Origin of the sequence: Patulibacter brassicae (genome assembly GCF_033949425.1) — a bacterium.
Lineage (GTDB): Bacteria > Actinomycetota > Thermoleophilia > Solirubrobacterales > Solirubrobacteraceae > Patulibacter > Patulibacter brassicae.
Genome location: NZ_JAXAVX010000004.1, coordinates 337,563 through 358,990 on the forward strand (window position 1 = coordinate 337,563; position 21,428 = coordinate 358,990).

Annotated in this window: 21 protein-coding genes; 6 read left to right on the forward strand and 15 right to left on the reverse strand. The window is 76.3% G+C overall.

Translation table 11 applies throughout. The features are described 5' to 3' along the window. Window positions 1-2: 2 nt before the first annotated feature. Together SK069_RS11045 and SK069_RS11050 are read right to left on the reverse strand one after the other, a co-directional pair. The gene (locus SK069_RS11045; RefSeq protein WP_319954285.1) at window positions 3-1,367 is read right to left on the reverse strand and encodes a lipase family alpha/beta hydrolase; all 1,365 of its coding nucleotides are present in this window, start codon (window positions 1,365-1,367) and stop codon (window positions 3-5) included. Window positions 1,368-1,429: 62 nt separating this feature from the next. Further along, on the reverse strand, window positions 1,430-2,878 hold the full coding sequence (locus SK069_RS11050) for an esterase/lipase family protein (protein ID WP_319954286.1): 1,449 nt from the start codon (window positions 2,876-2,878) through the stop codon (window positions 1,430-1,432). A gap of 221 nt (window positions 2,879-3,099) precedes the next feature. On the opposite strand from SK069_RS11050, the gene SK069_RS11055 reads away from it, so the two are divergent. Further along, window positions 3,100-4,014 (forward strand): NAD-dependent protein deacetylase, encoded by a 915-nt coding sequence (locus tag SK069_RS11055; protein ID WP_319954287.1) that lies wholly within the window; start codon window positions 3,100-3,102, stop codon window positions 4,012-4,014. A gap of 109 nt (window positions 4,015-4,123) precedes the next feature. Here SK069_RS11055 and SK069_RS11060 read toward each other — a convergent pair whose 3' ends face one another. From SK069_RS11060 to ybaK, 3 genes are all read right to left on the reverse strand, one after another. After that, window positions 4,124-5,173: an esterase/lipase family protein gene (locus SK069_RS11060; protein WP_319954288.1), complete on the reverse strand. Its 1,050-nt coding sequence runs from the start codon at window positions 5,171-5,173 to the stop codon at window positions 4,124-4,126. A gap of 86 nt (window positions 5,174-5,259) precedes the next feature. Further along, the gene (locus SK069_RS11065) at window positions 5,260-5,661 is read right to left on the reverse strand and encodes a hypothetical protein (RefSeq protein ID WP_319954289.1); all 402 of its coding nucleotides are present in this window, start codon (window positions 5,659-5,661) and stop codon (window positions 5,260-5,262) included. Window positions 5,662-5,721: 60 nt separating this feature from the next. Beyond that, the gene (ybaK, locus tag SK069_RS11070) at window positions 5,722-6,186 is read right to left on the reverse strand and encodes a Cys-tRNA(Pro) deacylase (protein WP_319954290.1); all 465 of its coding nucleotides are present in this window, start codon (window positions 6,184-6,186) and stop codon (window positions 5,722-5,724) included. 246 nt (window positions 6,187-6,432) lie between these two features. On the opposite strand from ybaK, the gene SK069_RS11075 reads away from it, so the two are divergent. Beyond that, window positions 6,433-7,527, forward strand: coding sequence for a cellulase family glycosylhydrolase (locus tag SK069_RS11075; protein ID WP_319954291.1), 1,095 nt, complete (start codon window positions 6,433-6,435; stop codon window positions 7,525-7,527). Window positions 7,528-7,653: 126 nt separating this feature from the next. Here SK069_RS11075 and SK069_RS11080 read toward each other — a convergent pair whose 3' ends face one another. Both SK069_RS11080 and SK069_RS11085 read right to left on the reverse strand, forming a co-directional pair. Continuing rightward, window positions 7,654-8,064 carry an SPW repeat protein gene (locus tag SK069_RS11080; RefSeq protein WP_319954292.1) on the reverse strand — a complete coding sequence of 137 codons (411 nt, stop codon included), beginning with the start codon at window positions 8,062-8,064 and terminating at the stop codon, window positions 7,654-7,656. Window positions 8,065-8,069: 5 nt separating this feature from the next. Then, window positions 8,070-8,957: a manganese catalase family protein gene (locus SK069_RS11085; protein ID WP_319954293.1), complete on the reverse strand. Its 888-nt coding sequence runs from the start codon at window positions 8,955-8,957 to the stop codon at window positions 8,070-8,072. A 160-nt stretch (window positions 8,958-9,117) separates the two neighbouring features. On the opposite strand from SK069_RS11085, the gene SK069_RS11090 reads away from it, so the two are divergent. The 3 genes from SK069_RS11090 to SK069_RS11100 all read left to right on the forward strand — a co-directional run bounded on the left by SK069_RS11090 (window position 9,118) and on the right by SK069_RS11100 (window position 12,034). Next, window positions 9,118-10,527, forward strand: coding sequence for a patatin-like phospholipase family protein (locus SK069_RS11090; RefSeq protein ID WP_319954294.1), 1,410 nt, complete (start codon window positions 9,118-9,120; stop codon window positions 10,525-10,527). 52 nt (window positions 10,528-10,579) lie between these two features. After that, window positions 10,580-11,689: a GTP pyrophosphokinase gene (locus SK069_RS11095; RefSeq protein ID WP_319954295.1), complete on the forward strand. Its 1,110-nt coding sequence runs from the start codon at window positions 10,580-10,582 to the stop codon at window positions 11,687-11,689. Window positions 11,690-11,848: 159 nt separating this feature from the next. Next, window positions 11,849-12,034, forward strand: coding sequence for a hypothetical protein (locus SK069_RS11100; protein ID WP_319954296.1), 186 nt, complete (start codon window positions 11,849-11,851; stop codon window positions 12,032-12,034). Between the two features lie 165 nt (window positions 12,035-12,199). Here SK069_RS11100 and SK069_RS11105 read toward each other — a convergent pair whose 3' ends face one another. Together SK069_RS11105 and SK069_RS11110 are read right to left on the reverse strand one after the other, a co-directional pair. Beyond that, window positions 12,200-12,736, reverse strand: a complete 537-nt coding sequence (locus SK069_RS11105; RefSeq protein WP_319954297.1) for a ferritin-like domain-containing protein — start codon at window positions 12,734-12,736, stop codon at window positions 12,200-12,202. A gap of 402 nt (window positions 12,737-13,138) precedes the next feature. Beyond that, entirely contained in the window at window positions 13,139-13,306 is a 168-nt protein-coding gene (locus tag SK069_RS11110) for a hypothetical protein (RefSeq protein WP_319954298.1), read from the reverse strand. Between the two features lie 165 nt (window positions 13,307-13,471). Here SK069_RS11110 and SK069_RS11115 point away from each other — a divergent pair, with 165 nt between their 5' ends. After that, window positions 13,472-13,933 (forward strand): hypothetical protein, encoded by a 462-nt coding sequence (locus SK069_RS11115; protein ID WP_319954299.1) that lies wholly within the window; start codon window positions 13,472-13,474, stop codon window positions 13,931-13,933. 95 nt (window positions 13,934-14,028) lie between these two features. Here SK069_RS11115 and SK069_RS11120 read toward each other — a convergent pair whose 3' ends face one another. The 6 genes from SK069_RS11120 to SK069_RS11145 form a co-directional block, all read right to left on the reverse strand. After that, window positions 14,029-16,368: a DEAD/DEAH box helicase gene (locus SK069_RS11120; RefSeq protein ID WP_319954300.1), complete on the reverse strand. Its 2,340-nt coding sequence runs from the start codon at window positions 16,366-16,368 to the stop codon at window positions 14,029-14,031. A gap of 225 nt (window positions 16,369-16,593) precedes the next feature. After that, the gene (locus SK069_RS11125) at window positions 16,594-17,091 is read right to left on the reverse strand and encodes a hypothetical protein (RefSeq protein ID WP_319954301.1); all 498 of its coding nucleotides are present in this window, start codon (window positions 17,089-17,091) and stop codon (window positions 16,594-16,596) included. 8 nt (window positions 17,092-17,099) lie between these two features. Then, a complete protein-coding gene (locus SK069_RS11130; RefSeq protein WP_319954302.1) occupies window positions 17,100-17,972 on the reverse strand; it encodes an SDR family NAD(P)-dependent oxidoreductase in 873 nt (290 codons plus the stop codon). A gap of 65 nt (window positions 17,973-18,037) precedes the next feature. Then, entirely contained in the window at window positions 18,038-18,691 is a 654-nt protein-coding gene (locus SK069_RS11135) for an HAD family hydrolase (RefSeq protein ID WP_319954303.1), read from the reverse strand. Window positions 18,692-18,701: 10 nt separating this feature from the next. Next, window positions 18,702-19,622 carry an ion transporter gene (locus SK069_RS11140; protein WP_319954304.1) on the reverse strand — a complete coding sequence of 307 codons (921 nt, stop codon included), beginning with the start codon at window positions 19,620-19,622 and terminating at the stop codon, window positions 18,702-18,704. 213 nt (window positions 19,623-19,835) lie between these two features. Continuing rightward, the gene (locus tag SK069_RS11145) at window positions 19,836-20,591 is read right to left on the reverse strand and encodes a hypothetical protein (RefSeq protein ID WP_319954305.1); all 756 of its coding nucleotides are present in this window, start codon (window positions 20,589-20,591) and stop codon (window positions 19,836-19,838) included. Window positions 20,592-21,428 lie beyond the last annotated feature (837 nt).

Sequence of the window (21,428 nt, forward strand, 5' to 3'; positions counted from 1 at the left end):
GGTCAGGTCCTTGCGCAGACGCGGAAGGTCCGCGTGTGGCGGACGGCCTTGCCGGCGCGCGTGGTGCCGCGGGCGACGAGCCGGACGGACCGGCCCGGACGGGGGCGCAGGTCGACCGTGACGGTCAGCCGGCCGCCGCGCCGACGCACGGCGGCGCGCCGGCCGGCGACGGTCGCGGTGGCGCGGCGCCACGAGCGGGGCAGGCGCACCGTCGTGCGCCTCGCCGCCACGCAGCGCGGCCCTGCGCCGCCGTCCGTCCCGGGTCCGCCGCCGGCGTCGGTGCCGCCACCGTCGTCCGTCGGCGTCTCGCCGCCGGGGCGGTGCTGGCCGGCGCAACCGGCGACGGTGGCGTAGCAGCGCAGCGCGGGCTCGGTCTTCACGAGCGGGACGCCCGGCACGAGGCTGATCCCCGGGACGGGGACGGAGAGCAGGCCGGGCAGGGCGCTGAGCGGCTGCAGCAGCGTCTGGAGGTTCGTGACGTCGACCCCCGGGTGCAGGGGGGCGAGGACGCAGGTCGTCGGCGGGATCCGCTGCGGGTCGGCCGGACCGTCGTGGTCCAAGGCGTCCATCGCCAGGGCGTAGGCCGTGCCGCTGACCGTGCCGACGGTGAGGTGCTCGAAGAGGTCCGTCGGGCAGACGTCCTGGGTGGCGATGTTGGCGATCCGCCCGTCACCGGTGCGCAGCGCGGCGCTCGGCGGCGGCAGCACGACCTCGTCGGTCGCGGAGTAGATGCTCGTGTAGGAGATCCCGTGGAAGGTCTCGGCGCCCGAGTTCAGGACCGCGATGAACCGCGAGTCGCTCGCCTGCTGGATCGACGCGGGCGTGCACCCGGCCTGCCGGCACCCGGCGACGCTCACGAGGGTCGTCCCGTGGTTCGACGGCGCGAACCCGATCACGTCGTCGACCATCGCGCGCGTGTCCGGGAAGAAGCGCAGCGCCCAGCGCATCGACATGCCGCCCTGGGAATGCCCGAGGATCGCGATCCGCCGCCCGCTCTCGGCGTGCATCCGGCGGATCGCGTCGACGAGCAGCTCGCCCGAGACCTGGACGTCGCCGAGCGTGCTGCGGGGCGCGGTGTACGCGCACCAGGGGATCCCGGCGGCGCTCAGGGAGCGCTCCCAGTTCCACGAGTAGTTCTGCTCCGGCGTCACCCCGGTCGCCGGGTTCAGCAGCACCGGCGCCCGCGACGCCCCCGCGAGCGACCCGCTGCAGCGCAGCTCGGCCCTCGCCGTGAGCGGCGGCCCCGGACGATCCGGTGGCGGGATCGGCGCGGCCGCCCCGGCGAGCCCGGTGCCGGTCGTCAGCGCGAGGCCCAGCGTCGCGAGCACCGCGATGATCGTGCTCGCGCGACGGCGGGTCCTCCACATGCCGCGCAGCCTACTCCGGGCCGCGTCCCCCGGAGGGCGAACGCGGCCCGGCCGTCGCAGCCTCAGCGCGAGGCGCAGATCCGCAGGCGCGTGCTCCACCGCCGCACGTCGCCGCCGGCCGTCGTGCCGCGGGCGACGACCCGGACGACGGCGCGACTCCCGCCGAGCGTCAGCTCGGCGTGCAGGCGCCCGCGCCGCCGTCGGACCGTCGCCGCGCCGCGCGTCACGCGCACGGTCGCGCGCCGCCACGTCCGCGGCAGCGGCACGGAGGCGCGCCGCGTGGAGCGGCACGCGCGGCCCGCGGCGACCATCCCGTCGTCCTCGCGGTCGCCGCGGGTCATCGCCTGACCCGGGCACCCGGCCGCGGTGGCGTAGCAGCGGATCGGCGGCTCCTGGCGGACGCGCATCTCCGCCGAGCCGGCGGCAACCGCGCCGTTCGCGGCGGCGACGGTCGCCCGGGACATGCCGAGCGCGTCGAGCAGCGGGTCGATCATCGTCTGGAGCTTCGCGATGTCGATCCCGGGCTGGGAGGTGAGGTCGCAGACGGCGCGGTCGATCCGCGCCGGATCGGCCGGGCCGGGGTGGTCGAGCGCGTCGTAGGCCGCGGCGTAGGAGACCGGGCTCGTGACGCCGAGCTCGAGGTGGTCGCTCTCGTCCTTCGGGCAGAGGAGCTGGGTCGGCAGGTTCGTCACCATCCCCGCGCCGGTCCGCAGCGCGCTGGACGGCGCCGGGCCGTCGTCGGGCGTCACGACGTCGTCGTGCGCGCTGTAGACGTTCGTGTAGGAGACGCCGGCGAACGTCTCCGCCCCGGCGTTCAGCGCGGCGATGAACTGGGAGTCGCTCGTCTGCTGGAACATCGCCGGCGAGCAGCCCTGCTTCGCGCACAGCGCGGTGCTCAGCCGCGTCGATCCGTGGTTCGGCGGAGCGAGCGCGATCACGTCGTCGACCTTCGCGCGCGTGTCGGGGAAGAACCGCAGGGCCCAGCGGGCCACCATCCCGCCCTGCGAGTGCCCGAGGATCGAGACCCGGCGCCCGCTCTTCTCGTGCACGCGCCGGATGGCGTCGACGAGCAGCTCGCCCGTCGTCTGGACGTCGTCCTCGCCGTTGCGCGGCGCCGTGAGGTCGCACCACGGGACGCCCCGCTGCGTCAGCAGCGGCTCCCAGCTCCAGGAGTAGTTCAGCGCCGGCGTGGCGCCGGTGCCCGGGACGAGCAGGACGGGCGACCGGCGCGCGTCCTCGATGCCGGGCGAGCAGTGCAGCAGCGCGGTGGCGGAGATCGCGGGGCCCGGACGGTCCAGCGGGGCGCCGTCCGCGCCGGCGACGGACGGCGCGGCCAGCGGCAGCGCCGCCAGGGCGAGCAGCAGCAGCCGGCCCGGTGCGGGCCGACGGCGCCGGCCGGGCGGCGGCGTCCGCCGCTCGCCGGCGAGCGAGCGGCGGTGGGCCGGCCGTGGCCGTGCCGCCGCCGGGTCCCGCCCTGTCGCTGATCGCGCTGCCGCCCCCGAGCCGTGCATGGCCGATCGATCGCCCGGGCCGCCGTGGGCGATGACGAGTCCGCGCGCCGGCCAACGAACGTCCAGCCGCCCGCCTCGGCGTTCGGTCGAGGGCGCGGCACCGCCGATCGGTCGGGCGGCGTACCACGTCGGTGCCTCGGACCGGCGTTCGCGCCTGCGTCCCCGTGCCTTCGGGCGCCGGCCGGGCGGACATCGGACGGCGGAGCGCGATACTCCTACGGGTGCCCTCCCCGGCGGACCTCGACCGGCTCGCCGCCCTCGTCGCGGCGGGCGACGTGCTCGTCCTGACGGGCGCGGGGATCTCGACCGACTCGGGGATCCCCGACTACCGCGGACCGGACGGGACGCGCCGCGTGGCGCCGATGCAGCACCGCGAGTTCGTGATGTCCTCCGACGCGCGCCGGCGCTACTGGGCGCGGGCCTTCGTCGGCTGGCGCCGGCTCTCGGCGGTCGGGCCCAACGCCGGTCACCACGCGGTCGCCGCGCTCCAGCGGGGCGGGCTGCTGCGCGCGGTCATCACGCAGAACGTCGACGGGCTGCACCAGGCCGCGGGAGCCACGGACGTGATCGAGCTCCACGGCGCGCTGGCCGACGTCGTCTGCCTGACCTGCCGGGACCGCAGCGACCGGCGCGCGCTCGACGCCCGGATCGCGGCGGAGAACCCGGACTTCCACCCCGACGCGGACGCGATCCGCCCCGACGGCGACGTCCGGCTCGACGACGTCGAGATCGCCGGCTTCCGCACGCCGCGGTGCCTCGTCTGCGGCGCGGACACGCTGAAGCCCGACGTCGTCTTCTTCGGCGACAACGTCCCGCGCGAGCGGGTCCAGCGGTGCTTCGCGCTGACCGACGCGGCGCGCTCGCTGCTCGTGCTCGGCTCGTCGCTGCAGGTGTTCTCGGGCTACCGCTTCGTCCGGCGGGCCGACGCCCGGGGGATCCCCGTCGGGATCGTCACGCGCGGGCCGACCCGCGGCGACGGCGAGGCGACGCTGCGGATCGACGCGCCGCTGGCCGAGGTGCTGCCGCCGCTCGTGCGCCGCCTCGGGCTGGAGCGCGGCGACGGTGGCGCGTCGCAGGCAGCAACGCGCGCGATCGCCTCCGCAGGCACCGCCCCGGTCGCACCGCCGGACGACTGAGGGCGCGAGCGCCGCGCCCGGCGCCGGTTCGTGCGCGCGGCCGCCCCGAGGGGCGGGCTCGGGCCTCGGTTCGTGCGCGCGACCGCCCCGAGGGACGGGGCCGGGCGCCTCAGCGCCGCTTGCGCTTCGCCTTCACGTACGAGCGCAGCGCAGGCTCGCGCTTGACGAGCGAGAGCCCGGAGACCTTGTTCACGCCGGGCGTCGTGGCGGTGTCCGCCGCGTCGGTGGCGCTGAGGAGCTGGCGGTACGTGTCGGGATTGCGCAGGTCGACGCCGGGCTGGTAGGGCTGCGAGCAGACCGTCCGCGCGACGGCGCCGGGGTTCGCCGGCCCATCCCGGTCCAGCGCGTCGATCGCCAGGGCGTAGGTCGTCGCGCTCACGAGGCCGACGGACAGGTGGTCGGCCTTCTCGGCAGGGCACACCTCCTGGACGGCGACGTTCGTGATCCGTCCGCGACCGGTGCGCAGCGCGCTCGTCGGTCGGCTGCCGCCGGCCGGCATCACGACGGCGTCGCTCGTGCTCCAGACGTTCGTGTAGCTGATGCCCCGGAAGGTCTCCGCGCGCGAGTTCACCGCGTCGAGGAACCGGGACCCGCGCGCCTGCTGCCAGATCGCGGCGGCGCAGCCCTTCGCCCGGCACTCGGCCGTCGGCACGAGCGTCGTGCCGTGCTGCGGGGCCCCGATCGCGATGACGTCGCTGACCTTCGCCCGCGTGTCCGGGAAGAACCGCAGCGCCCAGCGGGGCGACAGCCCGCCCTGCGAGTGGCCGAGGATCGCGATCCGGCGCTTGGCCGTCCGCTGCACCCGGCGGATCGCGTCGGCGACGAGCTCCCCGGTCCGCTGGATGTCCGCGAGCGTCGCCGTCGGCGGGGTCACCGAGCACCACGGGATCCCCGCCGCGGTCAGCGACCGCTGCCAGTTCCACGAGTAGCTCTGCGCCGCGGTGACGCCGGTGCCCGGGACGAGCAGCACCGGCGTCCGGGTGGCCCGGGCGACGCCGGGACCACAGGTCAGGGCGGCCTTCGCCCGGAGCTTCGGGCCCGCCTGGTCGATCGGCGCCCAGCGCGTGGCCGCCGGCGCGGGTGCGGCGGCGAGCAGCGCGACGGTGCCGGTGGTGACGAGGGCGCCGGCGATCGCTCGGCGGACGGGGGCGAACGGCATCGGCGCCAGCCTAGAGCGCCGCGGCCGGCACGGTCGAGGGTGCCGTTTCGGCCGTCCCCCGACCCGGCGGGCGCGGCGCCGGCCGGTCAGGCGGCCTGACCGCCGAGGATGCGCACGAACCGCTCGATGCGAGCGCGCTCCTCGTCGCTCAGCGGACCGTCGGCGGCGACGAGCAGCGTCATCGGCGGGCGGGCGGTGGCCCACGCCTCCGCCCCGGCCGAGAAGGACGGGGCGACCCACACGAGCGCGAGGTCGCCGGCGTGCGCGATCACCGTCTGCTCCTGGAGCTCGCGGGACGGCTCGTTGCGCACGACCGAGATCGACGTCGCGTCGAGCGCGCGGGCGACCGCGTTGATCGCGGGCAGGCCGTCGTCGTCGACGAGCACGGCGACCTCGCCCCCGGCGGTGAGCAGGTCGCGCGCCCAGCCGGCCGGGGCGCTGTTCAGCGCGCCCGGCACGCAGACGAGGCGGAAGACGGTCGAGGCCACGGCGACACCGTAGCCAGAACCGCGATCGACCGCCCGGCCACGAGCCGACGGCGAGCTCCGTCAGCCGCGCGCGATCGACGCGACGGTGGCGTCGGTGAGCGCGACGAGGTCCGCGGGCGCGAGGGCGATCTCGAGCCCCCGGCGGCCGGCGCTGACGCAGACCTCCTCGTGCGCCGTGGCGGAGGCGTCGACGATCGTCGGCAGTCGCCGCCGCTGCCCGAGCGGGCTGATGCCGCCGGTGACGTAGCCCGTGAGCCGCTCGGCGGCGGCGGGGTCGAGCAGCGACGTGCGCTTGCCGAGCGCGCGGAGGTCCAGCGACGTGGCCACCGGGACGACGCAGACCGCGGGTCGCCCGTCGCGGTCGACGAGCAGGGTCTTCAGCACGCGGGCGGGGTCGATCCCCAGCGCGGAGGCGGCCTCCTCGCCGTAGGAGGCGGCCCGCGGGTCGTGCTCGTACTCCAGGAGACGGAACGCGATGCCCGCGGCGCGGGCGGCCCGGGTCGCCGGGGTGTCCGTGCCCGCCATCGCCGGGAACTCTAGGCGCGCTCGCCGCCCGGGACGCGGGTGGACGCCGTCGATCGGCCGCGAGGGCGCCGCGGACCGCGACTCGATCGCCCGTCCAGGGTTTCGTGAGAACCGGCTCGATCCCGCGCCGGACGCCTCTAGACTGCGCCGACGGTACGACCAGGGCCCCGCGATCCGCGGCACCACGCCCTGCGGTCGCCGCGAGGCGGCTCACGAGCCATCCCCCAGGAACACCACGGAGAACCGATGCTGAAGACGACGATGATGCGGCGCACCGTCGTGCCGCTGCTGACGGCGGGCGCGATCGCCGGCGGCGTGGCCGCGCCGGCCAACGCGATGCAGAAGGGCCTCGAGGACGACTCGATGGTCCTGTCCGACAACGCCGCCACCCGCGCGGCCTTCTGGTCCGCCGCCAAGGAGGCCCGGGTCAAGGTCGTCCGCGTGGTCCCGCGCTGGGATCCCGGCGCCAGCCAGGTCGATCCGGCGACCGTCACCCGCGTGACCCGCGCGATCGACGAGGGCCGCGCCGCGGGCGCGAAGCTCCTCATCGGCCTCTACCAGGGCAACTTCCGCGGCAAGAGCTCGAGCTCGAAGGTCTCCTCGACCTTCCAGAAGAACTACATCTGGTACTTCCAGTCGCTCGCCACCGCGATCAAGGACAAGCCGGTCTACGGCTACCTGACCTGGAACGAGCCGAACTACGGCACGACCTGGCCGCAGAAGCGCGCCAAGCAGTGGCCGGCGTTCTCCAACCGGGTCTACAAGGCGCTGAAGAAGTCCGACAAGGGCGCGAAGGTCTTCGTCGGCGAGACGGCGCCGAACGTCCGCAACGCGACGGGCAAGTCGTCGAACCCGGGCGCGTTCTTCCGCACCGCCCTGTGCCTGAAGAGCAACTACAAGCCGTCCTCGAACTCGAAGGCGTGCCGCACGAAGCTCCTCGGCGACGGGTTCACCCTCCACACCTACGACTTCGACTACTCGCCGACGAAGAAGCCGTCGAAGTCGCGCAAGGACTGGTGGGTCCACGGCAACCTCACCGAGATCAAGAGCCAGCTGAAGAAGCTCGTGAAGGCCAAGCGCCTGAGCTCGACGGCCGCGCGCAACATCCACATCTCCGAGTTCGCCTACCGGACCGAGGCGCCGAACAACAAGTTCAGCCAGTCGACGGTCGCGAAGTACACGAAGAGCGCCTGGAACTCGGCGAAGAAGGCCGGGATCAAGTCGTTCACCTGGTACATCCTGCGCAACCCGGCCAACCCGGCCGACAACTTCCGCTCGGGCCTCCAGAGCTCGAACGGCACGCCGTACCCGGTCTGGAACACGTTCAAGGCCCTGAAGTAGCCCGACGTCCGACCGGTCCGGCGGCCCCGCCGCCGGACGCGCAACGGCCCGCCCGTCCTCGCGACCGGCGGGCCGTCGTCGTCTCGGGGACCGTCGCGTCCGGGGGCCGACGCGCCGCCGCGGGCCTCAGCCCGGCTCGACCTGGTCCTCGGTGCGCCAGTTCGTCATCGGGGCGCTCGTGAGCAGGCCGAGGCCGAGGACGAGGTGGAGGATCAGCGCCCCGGTCTCGTCCGCGTAGCCGAGCACGAACGGCGCCAGCACGAGGGCGAGCCCGAGCCCGATGTCGAGGTACGCGTGGCCGCGCAGCGGCACGAGCTTCACGAGCGAGAGGCGCCAGCGCGTCGTCATCGCGACGAGCGCGATGAGCGCGCCGGCCACGATGCTCGCGACCCGCGCCGTGTCGTCGTCGGAGAACCCGAAGAGCCACGGCCCGGCGATCGCGAGCGCCGCGAGCGGCAGCTCCATGAGGGCGTGGACCGCCACCGGGATCGGCCGGTGCGGCCGCGCGCGGGCCGTGTCCCCGTAGGAGGTCGCCATCGCGCTCAGCCGCCCGCGATCTGGTCGACCGCCTGCTTCGCCTTGCCGAGCAGGCCGGGGTCGCTGCCGTCGTCGTCGGGCCGCGTGGCCTCGGGCCCGGCGTGGATGGCCAACGGGGCCTTCGCGAGCTCCGGCTCCTGCCCGAGGCGGGGCGCGTTGACGACGCTGAAGCGCCCGCCGTCGGGCGCCTCGCCGCTCGCCCATGCGGCGTCCTCGGGCACCGGGGCGTCGGCGTGGGCGAAGAACGCGTGCGCGTACTGCTCGTGCGGATCCCCGTCGGAGACGTCCGTCGGCGCGGCGCGGTGCTCGGGGTTCAGCTCCTCGGCGGCGGCGAGCCACTGCTGCTGGTGCATCGTGTCGCGCGCGATGAGGAAGCTGAGCATGTCCTTCATGCCCGGGTCGTCGGTCGCCTCGCGCAGCCGGGCGGCGAGCGTCCGGCCGATCGCCTCGGCGGCGACGTTCGCGTGCATGTTCGCCACGAGGTTGCCGCCGACGTCGATGCAGGCGGCGTTGAACGGCACGCCGTTGCTGTCGGAGGGCATCGCCGCCAGCCCGCCCGACAGCAGGTGCCGCGGCTCCATGCCCCCCATCCGCGCGGCGACGAGCGGGTTCGTGACGACGTCGTCGACGACCTCCGACGGGGCGCCCTCGAGGTTCATCGCCACGGCGGTGGCGAGCAGCTCGATGTGGCCGATCTCCTCCGTGCCGGTGTGCAGGAGCATGTCGCGGTAGCGCTTCGGACCGCGGGTGCCCCACGCCTGGAAGAGGTACTGGTTCATCACCCGCATCTCGCCCTCGGGGCCGCCGATGGCCTGCTGCAGCAGGCGGGCGAAGACGGGGTTGGGCTTGTCGACGCGGACCGTGTAGGCCAGCTCCTCGTGGTGCGAGAACACGGGTCCTCCTTCGATGGGGGTCGGGGTCGATCGTGCGTACCCGTTCGGCCGCGACCCATGCGGATGCGCGACGACGGCGCCGCCGGGGCGGGACGGGGGTCGCCGTTCCGCTCCAGCGGGCCAACCGGCCGGCCCGCGGCACGCGCGACCCTGGATCGGGATGGGCGCACCCAGCACCGCACGTCTCGCCGACCGCGTCGCCGGCCGTCCCGTCGTCGCCGGCGCGTCGCCGGCCGCCGGGCCCGGGGACCGGGACGGTGGCCGCCGTCGGATCGCGGTCGTCCTCCCCGGGGGCGGGGCGCGCGGGGCGTACGAGGTCGGCGCGCTCTCCGTGCTGGCGCCGGCGCTCGCAGCGCGGGGCGAGCGGCCGGCGATCGCGTGCGGCACCTCCGTCGGCGCGATCAACGCCGCGTTCCTCGCGTCGGTCGCGCACCTGCCGCTGGCGGACCAGGCGGCGCTCGCCCAGGAGACGTGGCGCTCGATGCGCAAGGACGACGTGATCCGCCCGGTGCTCGGGCCGTCGCTCCTGACCAGCGGGCTGCGGGCCGTCGGCGAGGTCCTGCAGGTCCCGGGCGTGCGGCTCTCGGGCCTGCTCGACGCGCGGCCGCTCGCCGCGTCGCTCGAGCGGTGGGTGGACTGGCGCGATGCGCGCGAGAACGTCGCGGCGGGGCGGCTCGAGGCGCTGTGCGTCATCGCGACCGCGTTGCGCGGCGGCGGACCGGTGGGCTTCCTCCACGCGACCGACGGCCGGGCGCCGGCGGCCGGTCCCACCGACGGGCTGCGCTGGGTGCCCGTCGACGGGGTCCGGCCCGATCACGTCCGCGCGAGCGCGGCCATCCCGCTGCTCTTCCCGCCCGTCGAGGTGACCACGCCGCCCGAGGCGGCCGACCAGTACATCGACGGCGGCGTGCGGCTCAACGCGCCGCTGGCCCCGGCCCTCGCGCTGGGGGCCGACCGCGTCATCGTCATCGGCCTCGAGCCGTTCGCGGCCCGCACCGCGGCGCCGCGCACGATGACGGGCGGCGCGCGGCTCGCCGACGTCGCGGCGAACGTCCTCGACGGCCTCCTCGTCGATCAGGTCGCCGACGACGTGCACCGGATGGCGTCGATCAACTCGTTCCTCGCGCAGGACGGCGGCATCGGGCCCGTGCACGCCGGGTCGCGCGCCGAGCGGGCCGCGCGGGGCAAGCCGGCGTTCCGGCGCATCTCCTACGCCCTCGTCGCACCCGCGGAGCGGGGGCGGATCGGCCGGATCGCCGACGAGGTGTTCCAGGAGCGCTACGCGGGCGTGCGGGGCTGGCGCCATCCCGACCTGGCGGTGGCCTCCCGCCTGCTCGGCGGCGCCCGGACGGGCGCGCGGGGGGAGCTCCTGAGCTTCCTGCTCTTCGACGAGGTGTTCGTCGAGCGCCTGATCGCGGAGGGCGCCGCGGACGCGCAGCGCTGGCTGGACCGCCACCCCGGCGTCTGGTGCGACGATGCCGCCCACGACCTGACGCTCGACACGACCGGCGCCGCCGGCGTGCGGGAGCGGGTCGTGCTCGACGAGTGGCGGGCGATGCGACGCCGCTGAGGCCGGCGACCCGGCCGGAGTCCGGTCGCTCTGGAAGGCTTGGCCCTCGACGATGCCCGCCTCGTTGCGCGATCACGCCGTCCACGCCCGGACCCACTACGAGCTGCCCTCCTACCAGGCGTTCCTGCGCCGGCTCGGCGAGCTGCTGGAGCACCACGTGCGCGAGCTGATCGCGGGCGCCGGGATCCCGCCGGGCCAGTCCGAGGTCCACTGGCGGATCAAGACCCCGGCGTCCTTCGCCCAGAAGGCCGCGCTCCCGCACCCCGAGGACGGCGCCCGGCCGCGGTACCGCGAGCCGGTCGACGAGGTGACCGACCAGCTCGCCCTCAGGGTCGTGACGTTCCTCCCCGCGCAGGTCGAGGCCGTGGCCCAGGCCATCGGCGAGGACGACGGGCTGACCGTCCGCGAGGTTCGCCACAAGGGCTCCGAGGCGGCCGCGGAGCGCCAGTTCGGGTACCAGAGCCTGCACGTCCTCGTCGACCCGGGCCGACCGCTGCAGGTTCCGACGCCGCCGAAGGGCTACGGCGTGCCGACCGTCGAGGTCCAGCTGCGGACGCAGCTGCAGCACGTCTGGGCCGAGCTCGAGCACGCGTCGCGCTACAAGGGCGCCGCCGGCTCCCGCGTGTCGCGGAAGTTCGACCGCGCCGCGGCGCTGATCGAGATGGTCGACGAGCTGCTGCAGGAGATCGACGACGCCGCCGCGGCGTCGAACGTGCCCGGCGGCCCCGCGGGTCCCGCGGCGCGGACCACGGGCGACGCGGGGGAGCAGCCGCCGCAGCCGGCCGGCAGCCGGCTGACCGCCCGGGCGCTGCGCTCGCTGCTGGCGGAGCTCTTCCCCGACGCACCGCCCAGTCGCGGGGCCGGCAGCGAGGAGTGGATCCGGCGACACGCCCTCGCCGCGGGGATCGAGACCGTCGAGGCCCTGCGCGCCGCCGTGCGCGGGGTCGACCTCGACGCGATCGAGCGCGTGTTCCGCGAGGGCGTGACCTGGGAGCGCAACCAGGTGCGCGCGCTCGACGACGCGCTGCTCGCGGCGGTCGGCCCCGCCTACGTCGACATCGCCGTCGGCCTCGTGCCGGCCGACGACGAGGCGCAGCGGCAGAAGCGGCGACGCGTGCTCGAGTGGCGTCAGCGGACCTTGCGAGACGGCGGCGCACTGTAGCCCGAACGATCGTCCGCCGACCAGCGGTCCGTCGTTCGTCCACGGCCCTGGCCATCCGGGCGACGTCCCGTTGGTTCATCCGGGTCCGGGCTCAAGTCGCGCCGGCGCCCATCCGATGCAGCCCGTGTGTCGTCCCCCGAGCGAGCCCCGAGGTCCTCCGTGCGCCCTGTCCCCGCGTCCCCCACCCACCGGGACCACGACCGCGACCAGCACGCGGCCGCCGTCGACCTCGACGACGCGCTGAGCGGGCCGGTGCCCGGGGCGCTGCTGTCGGCGCTCTTCGCCGCGCCGCTGGCCAAGGAGCCGGCCGAGCCCGAGATCCGGGTACGCCGCCTAGCGTCCTGACGCGCCCGGAGCGGCCCCGCGACGGGGCCGGGGCGGTCGGCGGCCACGGCCGCCGACCGGGCCCGAACGCGCCGACGCCGGCGCGAGGCCGGCGTCGGATGAGGGAGGGCGGCCTGCGCGCCGCCCGGGTCGTGGGAGCGCCGCCGGAGCGGCGGGCTCAGCGGCTCACTGGTACTCGGCGAGGTACCGCTCGTAGGTCCGCATGTGGCCCTCCTCGTCCTGGAGGATGGCGATGACCATGTCCTGGGTCGCCCAGTCGACGCCGTCGGTGACCTCGATGATGCGGTTGTAATGCTCGATCGCGCCGGCCTCGGCCTCGATCACGCCCTTGATCACCGAGACGACGTCGGTGCCGTCCTCCTGCGGCTGCAGGTACGGCTGATCGCTCGGGAAGTCGGCCGAGCCGGGGGGCGTGCCGTAGAGCGCCTTGATGCGGTCGGCGAAGAGCTTCGCGTGCCCGAGCTCCTCCTGGACGTCGCCCCCGAGGTCGGCGGCGATCTCCTTCGCGCGGATGCCGTCGAGGTTCGCCGCGTTGGCGAGGTAGTTGACGACCGTCTCCATCTCCATCCAGTAGGCCGTCGTGAGGAGCTCGAGGATCTCCTCGCGCTTCTCGGCGTTGGCGTCGGAGAGGATCCCGACCTTCGCGTGATGGGTGGTGGTCATCGTGTGCTCCTTCGTCGGGGAGGGTGCGGTGCCGCTCATTGTAACAAGTTCCTTCAAATAACCAGCGACTCAAAATCCGTACCGCGACGGTCGGTCTTCGGTCGGGTCGCCGAACCCGGGTGCCCGTGCTGCGCGGCCCGGGTGGCGAGGGGAGCAGGGGACGTCCTCCTCGTACCCGTCGGTCGGCCGCGGCTACCGCGTGGGACGGCCGAGGTCCGGGGGCGCCGGGGTGCGGCCCGTGGTCCCGCCGGGCTGCCGCGCGGCTCCAGCGCGCTCGTCCGGGCTCGCGGGCGGGGCTCGCCGGGCGGGCCGGCCCAAGCGTGCGCGCCCCGGGGGGCCGTGGCGGGGCGGTCGCGTTGGGACGGCGGGGGCCGATCGGCCCGGCCGTCGGGTCCCGGCCCGGCGACGCCGGGGCGGGACCGGGGGAGGCGCTCGGCGCTCCTAGCGCTCGGCGACGGCCTGCTCGGCGCGCCAGCGCGCGAACTGCCCGTCGGGCGTGGCGAGCCACAGCGCGAGGTCGCGCTCGAAGCGCTGCCAGCGGCGCGCGCGGAAGCCCGCCGTCGGGAAGGTCACCGGCGCGGGGTCCAGTCGGTGCTGGTGGTCCTGCACCTCTCGGACGATAGCGAAAGGGCACCCGAACTCCAACCCTCGAGAGGGGGATTCGTTCGGGCGCCCGCAGAAGGGTTCCCGAACGCGCTGCAACGGGCGGGAAAACCCGCTCGGCGATCCGTCCATCGCGCCCCCGCCGAACGCCCGCAGCGACGACCATGAGCCATGCTTCGCGTGGTGCCCTCCGCCGGCTCGAGCTCCGACCCGTCGGCGACCGGTCGTGACGTCCCGCCGCGCGTCCTCGGGACGTGCCGGCTTCGGGCCGACCTGCCGCCCGTCGACCGCATCGTCGTGCGCTGCGACGGCGTGACGATCGTCGTGGGACGGCGGTTCGTCGCCGCCCTGCGCTCACGTCGCTGGCCGTGGCTCGCCGACGACGAGCGGCACCGGCTCGTGGGCGGGCTGATGGCGCAGGTCGCCGAGGTCCGGGCGCGGCTGGACGCCGCGGGGCTCGACGCCGTGCCGGTGCGCGGCGAGGTCCGGGCGGTGCCGCGACGCGCCCGCCCCGGCACGCGCGTGACCGTCGCGGCGCCGGTGCTCGACCGGACCGGGGTCGACTGGGTCGCCCGGTTGCTCTCGGCCGGCGACCCCGCGGCGGACCGCACGGCCTTCGGGCCGCTGCTGTAGGCCGGTTCCGCGCGCCGCCCGCGACCCTCGCGGGCGCCGCCGGGCGTCGGAGCGGTCGCGACGCCGCGGCTCGTGGGCCGGCGGCGCGGCGGCCGCTAGGAGCTCGCGCGCCCGCGCAGCGCGCGCACCACGGCGAGGCTCACCGGCTCGACCTCGCGCGCGCGACCGTCGACCACCGCGTCGATGAGCTCGCGCTTGCGGGCGATCACCTCCTGCATCTCGCCGTCGACGCCCTCGTCGGCGAGGAGGTACCAGGCGGTCACGGCGTCGTGCTGGCCGATCCGGTGACAGCGGTCCTCGGCTTGGTCGTGGAGCGCCGGCGTCCAGTCGAGCTCGAGGAACGCGACGTTCGACGCCCGGGTCAGCGTGATCCCCTGGCCCGCGGCGCGGAGCGAGCAGACGATGAGGCCGTCGCCGTCGCCGGGGCGGCCCTTCGGCACCCGCCGCGCGAGATCGAGGTCGACGACCGGCGGGCTCGCCGGCGGGTCGGCCGGCTCGCCGGACTGGAACCGCCGCACCGCCTCGTCACGGGCGCGCGCGTCGTCGTCGCCCAGGACGTGGAGCGCGGCGGGGAAGCGCCGCAGCAGCGCGACCTGGACCTCGCGGTGCTGCGCGAAGAGCACGAGCGGCTCGCCGTGGGCGAGGAAGTCGGCGACCCAGGTCATCGCCGCCGGCAGCTTGCCGAGGGCGGAGAGCCGGCGCAGCTGGTTCAGGCGCACGAGCTGCTCGGCGCGCAGGGCGGCGGCGACCTTCGCGTCGAGCTCGTCGAGGTCCAGCGGCTGGCTGCGCAGCCACGCGATGACGTCGTGCTCGGCCAGGCGGTACTCCTCGGCGTTGGCCAGCGGCAGCGGCACGTCGACGTGGCGCTTGGCCGGCAGCTGCGGCAGGACGTCGGCCTTCAGCCGGCGGACGTAGCCGTGGGCGCGCAGGTGCCAGTGCAGGCGCTGATGGGACCAGTCGCCGTTCTCGCCGCGGAACCGCCGGGCGAGCTCGGCGCCCGAGCCGAAGTCGCGCAGCCGATCGATGAGCCGCAGCTGGCTCGTCAGCTCGCGCGGCTGGTTGAGGATCGGGGTCCCGGTGAGGGCGAGCTTCAGGCCGTCCGGCGGGATCGCGCCGGCCAGCCGCAGGGCGGCCTTCGTCCGCTTCGCCGACGGGCTCTTGCAGTAGTGGGACTCGTCGAAGACGACGGCGCGGGGACCGCGCGCGACGAGCGCGTCGTGGTGGGCCTCGAGCAGCTCGTAGTTCAGGACGACGAGGTCGGCGTCCGGGGCGTCGGCCCCCGGCGCCCACTGATGCCCGGCGCGCCCGTGCAGCACGGCGACGCGGCGGTGGGGCAGCCAGCGGCCGGCCTCGCGCGCCCAGGTGAGCTTCATCCCGGCCGGGCAGACGACGACGGCCGGCAGCGCCCCGTCGGCCTCGAGCGCGGCGAGCGCCTGGACGGTCTTGCCCAGTCCCTGCTCGTCGGCGAGGAAGGTCCGCCGCTGGCGCAGGGCGTACCGGACCCCCGCGTGCTGGAACGGCTGCAGCTCGCCGCCGAGTCGCAGCGGCTCGCCGCCGACCGTCCGCCGGACCGCGTTCGCGCGCTCGGCGGAGGAGAGCGCGATCGTCTCGGCCCGCTGCTCCTGCTCCGCGCGCAGCGCGGCGAGGCGGTCGGAGGCCGCGGGCGTGACGTGGATCGCCGGGTGCTCGGCGAGCAGCGCGTCGAGCTGGGCCACGAGCGCCGCATCGGACGGCACGACGACGACCGTGTCGAGCCCGATCTCCGCGTCCCCGCGGCGGTGCGACTGGCGACGCGGGCCGTGGAAGGCGCTGCTCGTCGTCTCGCGGGCCTGGGCGTCGGGCAGCGCCGCGAACGCGAGCTGGGCGCGCCGGCTCCAGCCGGGCAGCAGCTCGATCGTCGGCTGCTCGTGCTCGTCGCGGCCGGCGCGCAGGGTCGCCGCGGCCGGCCGGCGCCCGATCCGCAGCTCGGCCGCGGCGAGCATCGCGGTGGGGTCGACCGCGAGCTCCGGGAGCCGGTCGAGGATCGCGACGCCCGCGGCGTCGAACGGCAGCAGGTGGACCGGCCCGCCCGGCGGCGGCTCCTCGTCGTCCCCGGCGACGGACGGCGGTGCGTCGCCGTCGGCGGCGGGCAGCTCCGCGAGCGCGGCCGCCACGAGACCGGCGGGCGGGCGGCCGTAGACGCTGGCGACCGCGAGGCGCGGACCGTCGTCGGTCTCCAGCACGCGGACCTCGCCCTGCCACCCGGCGAGCCCCGCGAGCCACTCGGCGGCTCGCGCGTCGGGGCGCAGGCCGGCCTCGCGGTCCTCGAGCAGCCGCTTGACGATCCCCGCGGCCCGCGGCGAGAGCGGGGCGCGCCAGCGCTTCGCCCCCCAGTCGAAGTAGCGCCCGGGGATCCGCCGGACGGCGTCGTTCATCCGGCGCGGGACGTCGAGCACGAGCTCGGGCGGCGCGTGGGCGCCGCGCTGCTCGATCGCGATCGGGAAGTCGGCCGGGGCGCTGATGGCCGGAACGCTACGCGACGACCGCCGCGGTCCCGGTGTCGCTCGACCGGGCGCCGGCCGGGCCCGCGGAGACGGGTGCGAGGCGCGAACGTGGTCCGCGGGCGGCGGTCCGCGGTCCCGCCCCGGCGGCGGGACGGCGCGGTCGCGTCCCGGCGGTGCTCAGGCGCCCGTGGCCGCCCGCCAGAGCGCGGCCGACGCCGGGCCGGCGTCGGGATCGTGGATCCGCTGGAGGTTGCGTCCGCCGCGGCCGAACGTCTCCGCGACCGACGGCGGGACGTCCTCCTCGGCGAGACGGTCGTCGAGCCAGCGGGCCGGCCGGGCGTGCGGCAGGTCGAGCTCCTCGTGGTCCGCCTCGTAGCGCCAGGGGCCCGCGAGGCGCCCGAGGCGGTAGCACCCGTCCGCCTCGCGCGTCCAGACGAAGGTCCCCTCCGGGAGCGCGGCGAAGCGGCGCAGCCGGGCGGCGAAGCGCTCGCCGTGGCGGTCGGCCACCGCGGCCAGCGCCTCGTCGAGCGACTCGGGCGCCGGCGCCACGACGCCGCCGATCGCGCAGCGGCCCCGCGCGACGGCGTCGGCGGCCTCGGTGCCGGGCGGCAGGTCGAGGACCCGCGAGCGCATCGGCGCCCGCCAGGCCTCGGGCTCCTGCTCCGCTCCCGGCACGCGCGTCCTCAGGCGGAGGTCGACGTCTTCGGGGCGGCGGCCGGGTCGTCGGAGCCGCTCTTCGGGGTGAGCGTCCGGGCCTTGTCGGAGCCCATGACCTTCAGCACGACCCCCGGCAGCGCGCCGCGCAGGGCGGCGGCGATCTCGTACTTGCGCGGGACGTAGCGCTCCGCCTTGCCGCGGAGGCCGGTCTCGATCACGGCCTCGCCGACCTGCTCGGGCGTGCCGAGGATGAGGTGGCCGAAGCGATGGTTCACCAGCTCGGTCTGCGGGAAGCCCTCCGTCGGGATGAAGCCCGGCAGGACGTTGCCGACGTGGACGCCGTAGGGCGCCTCCTCGGCGCGCAGCCCGTCGGTCCAGAGCGCCAGGGCGGCCTTCGACGCCGAGTACGCGGCCGCACCGGCGCGCCCCACGCGGGCGGCGGTCGAGCTGATGTTCACGATCGAGCTCGGCGCGGCGCGGCGCAGGTCCGGCAGCAGCGCCTCCGTGAGCCGCACGACGGCGTCGAAGTTGATCGCCATCGTCTTGCGGACGTTCTCCCAGCCGCCGCGCTCCTCGCCGAAGCGGGCGCGGTAGCCCGCGCCGGCGTTGTTCACCAGCAGCGTCGGCGCCCCGTGGTGCTCCCGCACGTGGTCGCGGACGGTCGCGGGCGCGTCGTCGTCGGTGAGGTCGACGGCGACGTAGGTCACCGAGCCCTCCGGACGGCCGGCGCCGAGCTCGTCGGCGTGCCGGGCCAGGAGCTCCTCGCGGCGGGCGACGAGCACGACCCGCGCGCCCGGCTCCTGCAGCAGGCGGCGGGCGATCGCGAGGCCGAAGCCGCTCGAGGCGCCGGTGACGACGGCCACGAGCGGGCCGGCGGGCGGGGCGAGGTCGGTGCTCATGGCGCGCATGATCCTCGATCGGCCACCGCGCCGCCACGCATCCGGCAGGGTCGGCGGCCGGGCGCTCAGCCCAGCGGCGTCTCGCCGCGCCGGGCGAGCAGCTGGGGCACGTCCTCGAACACGGCGACCGCTCCGGCGTCCCGGAGCTCCGCCTCCGAGAACCCGCCGGTGAGGACCGCGATCGTCGGGACCCCGGCCCGCTCGGCGGCCTCGACGTCCCAGGGCGTGTCGCCGACGAGCACCGCCTCGTCGGCGTCGAGCCGCTCGAGCGCCGCGGCGACGAGGTCGGGATGGGGCTTCGTGCGCTCGACGTCGGCGGAGGTCGTCCACCCGGTCACGCGCTCGCGCGCGTCCAGCAGGTCGAGGTAGTGGTCGACCTCGCCGGCCTTCGCCGAGGACGCCAGGACGATCTCGCGGCCCTCCTCGCGCAGCGCGTCGAGCAGCACCACGGCGCCGTCGAGCACCGCGACGGAGCGGATCGCGTCGCCGTAGAGCGCCGCCTCGGCCGCGCGCACGTCGTCGCCGTGCTCGGCCTCGAAGGCGTCGTCGGTGAGCGCCGCGACGAGCTGGTCGCCCCCCATCCCGATGTGGCGGTGGATCCGCCAGACGGGCAGCGTCGCGCCGTGCTGGCGCAGGGCCTCGAACCAGCAGAGCGCGTGCTGGTAGTTCGTGTCGACGAGGGTCCCGTCGACGTCGAGGATGGCGGCGGTGCGACCCATGCCGGCCCGGCTACCCGCTGTCGGGATCTCGCGTGCGTCGGCGTGCGGGCTCGTCGGCCGCGGCGAGGTCGGTCGCCAGGCGGTGGCGCAGCTCGCCCCGCAGCTCCGCGAGCGCCTCCGTGAGCTCCTCGATCCGGTCCTCGACCGCGACGATGAGGTCGTCCTCGAGGTTCTCCGTCGCCGCCGCGGCGAGCCGCTGCGCCCGGCGCCGCTGCTCGTGGTCGCGCTCGCGGGCCTCCTCCATCGACGAGATGACGATCCCGATGAAGAGGTTGAAGACGAGGAACGACGCGACGAGGACGTACGAGAGGTAGAAGAGCAGCGTCCAGTCGGAGACCTCGCGCCCGCCGGCGATGTAGTCCGGCAGGTTCTCCAGCGTGAGCAGCACGAACATCGTGATCATCGAGCTGCCGACCGTCCCGAACTGCTCCGGGTCGTGGTCGTGGAAGATCACCCAGCCGACCATCCCGTAGACGTAGATGAGCAGCGCGGTCATCACCGCGAGGCTCGCGACGCCGGGCAGCGACCGCAGGACGGCGCCGAAGATCACCTGGAGGTCCGGGAGGAAGCGGACGACGCGCACGATCCGCGCGAGCCGCAGGAGGCGCAGCAGGGTGGCGTTCTCGCGCAGCCCCGGCAGGAAGCTCGCGACGACGACGAGCGCGTCGAAGACGTTCCACGGGTTGCGCGCGAAGCCCCGCGCCGTCGCGCGCACGCCCGCGGGGTCGACGGCGGCGACGATCCGGAGGAGGAGCTCGACGACGAAGACGCCGAGGAAGACGTCGTTGACGAGGCGGAGCTCGTCGCCGATGGCGTCGACCGCCGCGGGATAGGTCTCGGCGCCCAGCACGAGCGCGTTGGCGACGATGACGAGGAGGATCGCCGCGTCGAAGCGCGGCGAGGCGATCAGGCGGCGGCAGCGGGTGACCATCGGGCGCCGGATCGTGGCAGACCGGCGCGCTCCTGGCGCGCCGCCGCGGTACGGGCGGCGCGCCAGGGACGGGGCGCGCTGGGGGACGAGGCCCGTGGGGGGCCGGGCTCGTCCGGGGGTGCGCGGAGGGGGCCGCGCGGGAGCCGGGGGAGGCTCCCGGACCGCGTCGCCGGGGGAGCGACGCGGGCCGTGGGGAGCGAGGCGCGCTGGGGACTAGCGGTGGCCCTTGGCGTGCCGCTTGCCGCGGTCGTCGCCCTTGCGCTTGGGCTGGGGGGCCTTCCGGGCACCGAGGACGACGACCTTGCGCGCCGCGAACGGCTGCGTCGCCGCCGCGTCGCGGGCGACGCGGACGCTCACGAGCGCGCGGTCGCCGGCGCGCAGGTCGTCGAGCTCGTTGCGCTTGCCGTCGCCGTCGCGATCGGCCACCTTGACCTTCGCGTCGGCGAGCGTGAACGCCACGGACTGCCGGACGAACGGCTTGGCGGCGCGGTTGCCGCGCGCGACCGTGAGCGTCAGCGTCTTGGCGGACGCGTCGACGGCGCTGACGCTGCCCTGGAAGGTGAGCGTGCGGGTCGCGCGCTTCGGCGTCACCGAGCGCAGCGCGGCGGCCGTCAGCGTCGTGGCGTCGCCGGTGCGGGCGAGCGTGCCGAAGGCGACGACGCGGTCGCCGGTGCGGAGGTCCTCGATCTCGTTCGGCGTGCCGTCGCCGTCCGTGTCCGGGACGGTGAGCTTCGCGTCCCCGAGCGACACCGTGATCGTGCGCGGCGCGCTGCGAGCGCCGCGGTCGCGCCCGTGGACCGCGATCTGGACGGTCTTCGCCTGGGCGTCGACGGCGGTCACGGCGCCGCTGACCGCGACGGGGCGCGTGGTCGGGCGGTCGTCCTTGCCCTTGCCGTGGGCGAGGGCGGCGCTCGGCAGGGCGAGGAGCGCTGCCGCGGAGATGGCGGTGATCGTGCGGGTGGACGTCATGGGGTCCTTCCGTGTCGGGGATCGGGGAGCCGGCGTGCGACGCGCCGCCCGGGGAACGCCCGGGCGGCGGGGTCGGGAGCACCGGTGCCTGACGACCGCGATGCGCGCTGCGGCGCGGCGGTCGAGGGGTACAACGCGCCGGGGCGCCGGGGGTCAGGAGCAAGATGGAGCGTTGACGCGCCAACTTCGCGAGGGACGCCGCGCCGGTTCGCCGCCCCGGCCGGACGGGACGACCGGGAGCGCGCGGCGGCTCGTCGCGCGGGAGGCGGGGCGCTCGGGGCGGCGGTCGGCGACGACGCGGGCGGGCGCGGATCAGTCGGCGGCGGAGCCCGTGCCGGCGCCGCGGACCGCCGCGGAGCCGTGGCCGGACGGGCCCGACCCCTGCGCGCCGGACGCGCCCGTCGCGGTGCTGGCGCGCCCCGTCCCGCCCGCGGTGCTCGATCCGGTCGTGCGCCCGCCGCCGGCGGAGGAGCCGCCCCGGCCGGAACCCCGGGAGCTCGTCGAGCCGCGGCCGGTCGAGCCGCGCGAGGCCGACGCGCCGCCGCCCGAACCGGGCCGTGCGGAGGACGTCGCCCGACCCGCGCGGGACGCGGAGCCGCTCTTGCGCGCCCCGCGACCGCCGGCCGACGCGCTCGCGCTGCCGCGCGAGGCGCGGCCGCCCTGCGAGGCGCCGCGCCCGGTCGACGTGCCCGTCGTGCCCGAGGAGCGCCGGCCCGCGTCCCGGTCGTGGCGGCTCGAGGATCCGGCGCGACCCGCGCCGCGCGACGCGGAGCCGTGGCCCGACGTGCTCCCGCGGGCGGGCGCGGCGCCGCGATCCGCGGAGCCGCCGCGCCGTCC

Coding starts and splice junctions, on each gene's coding strand:
- SK069_RS11140 (WP_319954304.1), bottom strand. CDS start 19,622: ATGGTCACCCGCTGCCGCCGCCTGATCGCCTCGCCGCGCTTCGACGCG.
- SK069_RS11105 (WP_319954297.1), bottom strand. CDS start 12,736: ATGAGCGGCACCGCACCCTCCCCGACGAAGGAGCACACGATGACCACC.
- SK069_RS11135 (WP_319954303.1), bottom strand. CDS start 18,691: ATGGGTCGCACCGCCGCCATCCTCGACGTCGACGGGACCCTCGTCGAC.
- SK069_RS11050 (WP_319954286.1), bottom strand. CDS start 2,878: ATGCACGGCTCGGGGGCGGCAGCGCGATCAGCGACAGGGCGGGACCCG.
- SK069_RS11080 (WP_319954292.1), bottom strand. CDS start 8,064: ATGGCGACCTCCTACGGGGACACGGCCCGCGCGCGGCCGCACCGGCCG.
- SK069_RS11090 (WP_319954294.1), top strand. CDS start 9,118: ATGGGCGCACCCAGCACCGCACGTCTCGCCGACCGCGTCGCCGGCCGT.
- SK069_RS11075 (WP_319954291.1), top strand. CDS start 6,433: ATGCTGAAGACGACGATGATGCGGCGCACCGTCGTGCCGCTGCTGACG.
- SK069_RS11145 (WP_319954305.1), bottom strand. CDS start 20,591: ATGACGTCCACCCGCACGATCACCGCCATCTCCGCGGCAGCGCTCCTC.
- SK069_RS11060 (WP_319954288.1), bottom strand. CDS start 5,173: ATGCCGTTCGCCCCCGTCCGCCGAGCGATCGCCGGCGCCCTCGTCACC.
- SK069_RS11115 (WP_319954299.1), top strand. CDS start 13,472: ATGCTTCGCGTGGTGCCCTCCGCCGGCTCGAGCTCCGACCCGTCGGCG.
- SK069_RS11095 (WP_319954295.1), top strand. CDS start 10,580: ATGCCCGCCTCGTTGCGCGATCACGCCGTCCACGCCCGGACCCACTAC.
- SK069_RS11045 (WP_319954285.1), bottom strand. CDS start 1,367: ATGTGGAGGACCCGCCGTCGCGCGAGCACGATCATCGCGGTGCTCGCG.
- ybaK (WP_319954290.1), bottom strand. CDS start 6,186: ATGGCGGGCACGGACACCCCGGCGACCCGGGCCGCCCGCGCCGCGGGC.
- SK069_RS11130 (WP_319954302.1), bottom strand. CDS start 17,972: ATGAGCACCGACCTCGCCCCGCCCGCCGGCCCGCTCGTGGCCGTCGTC.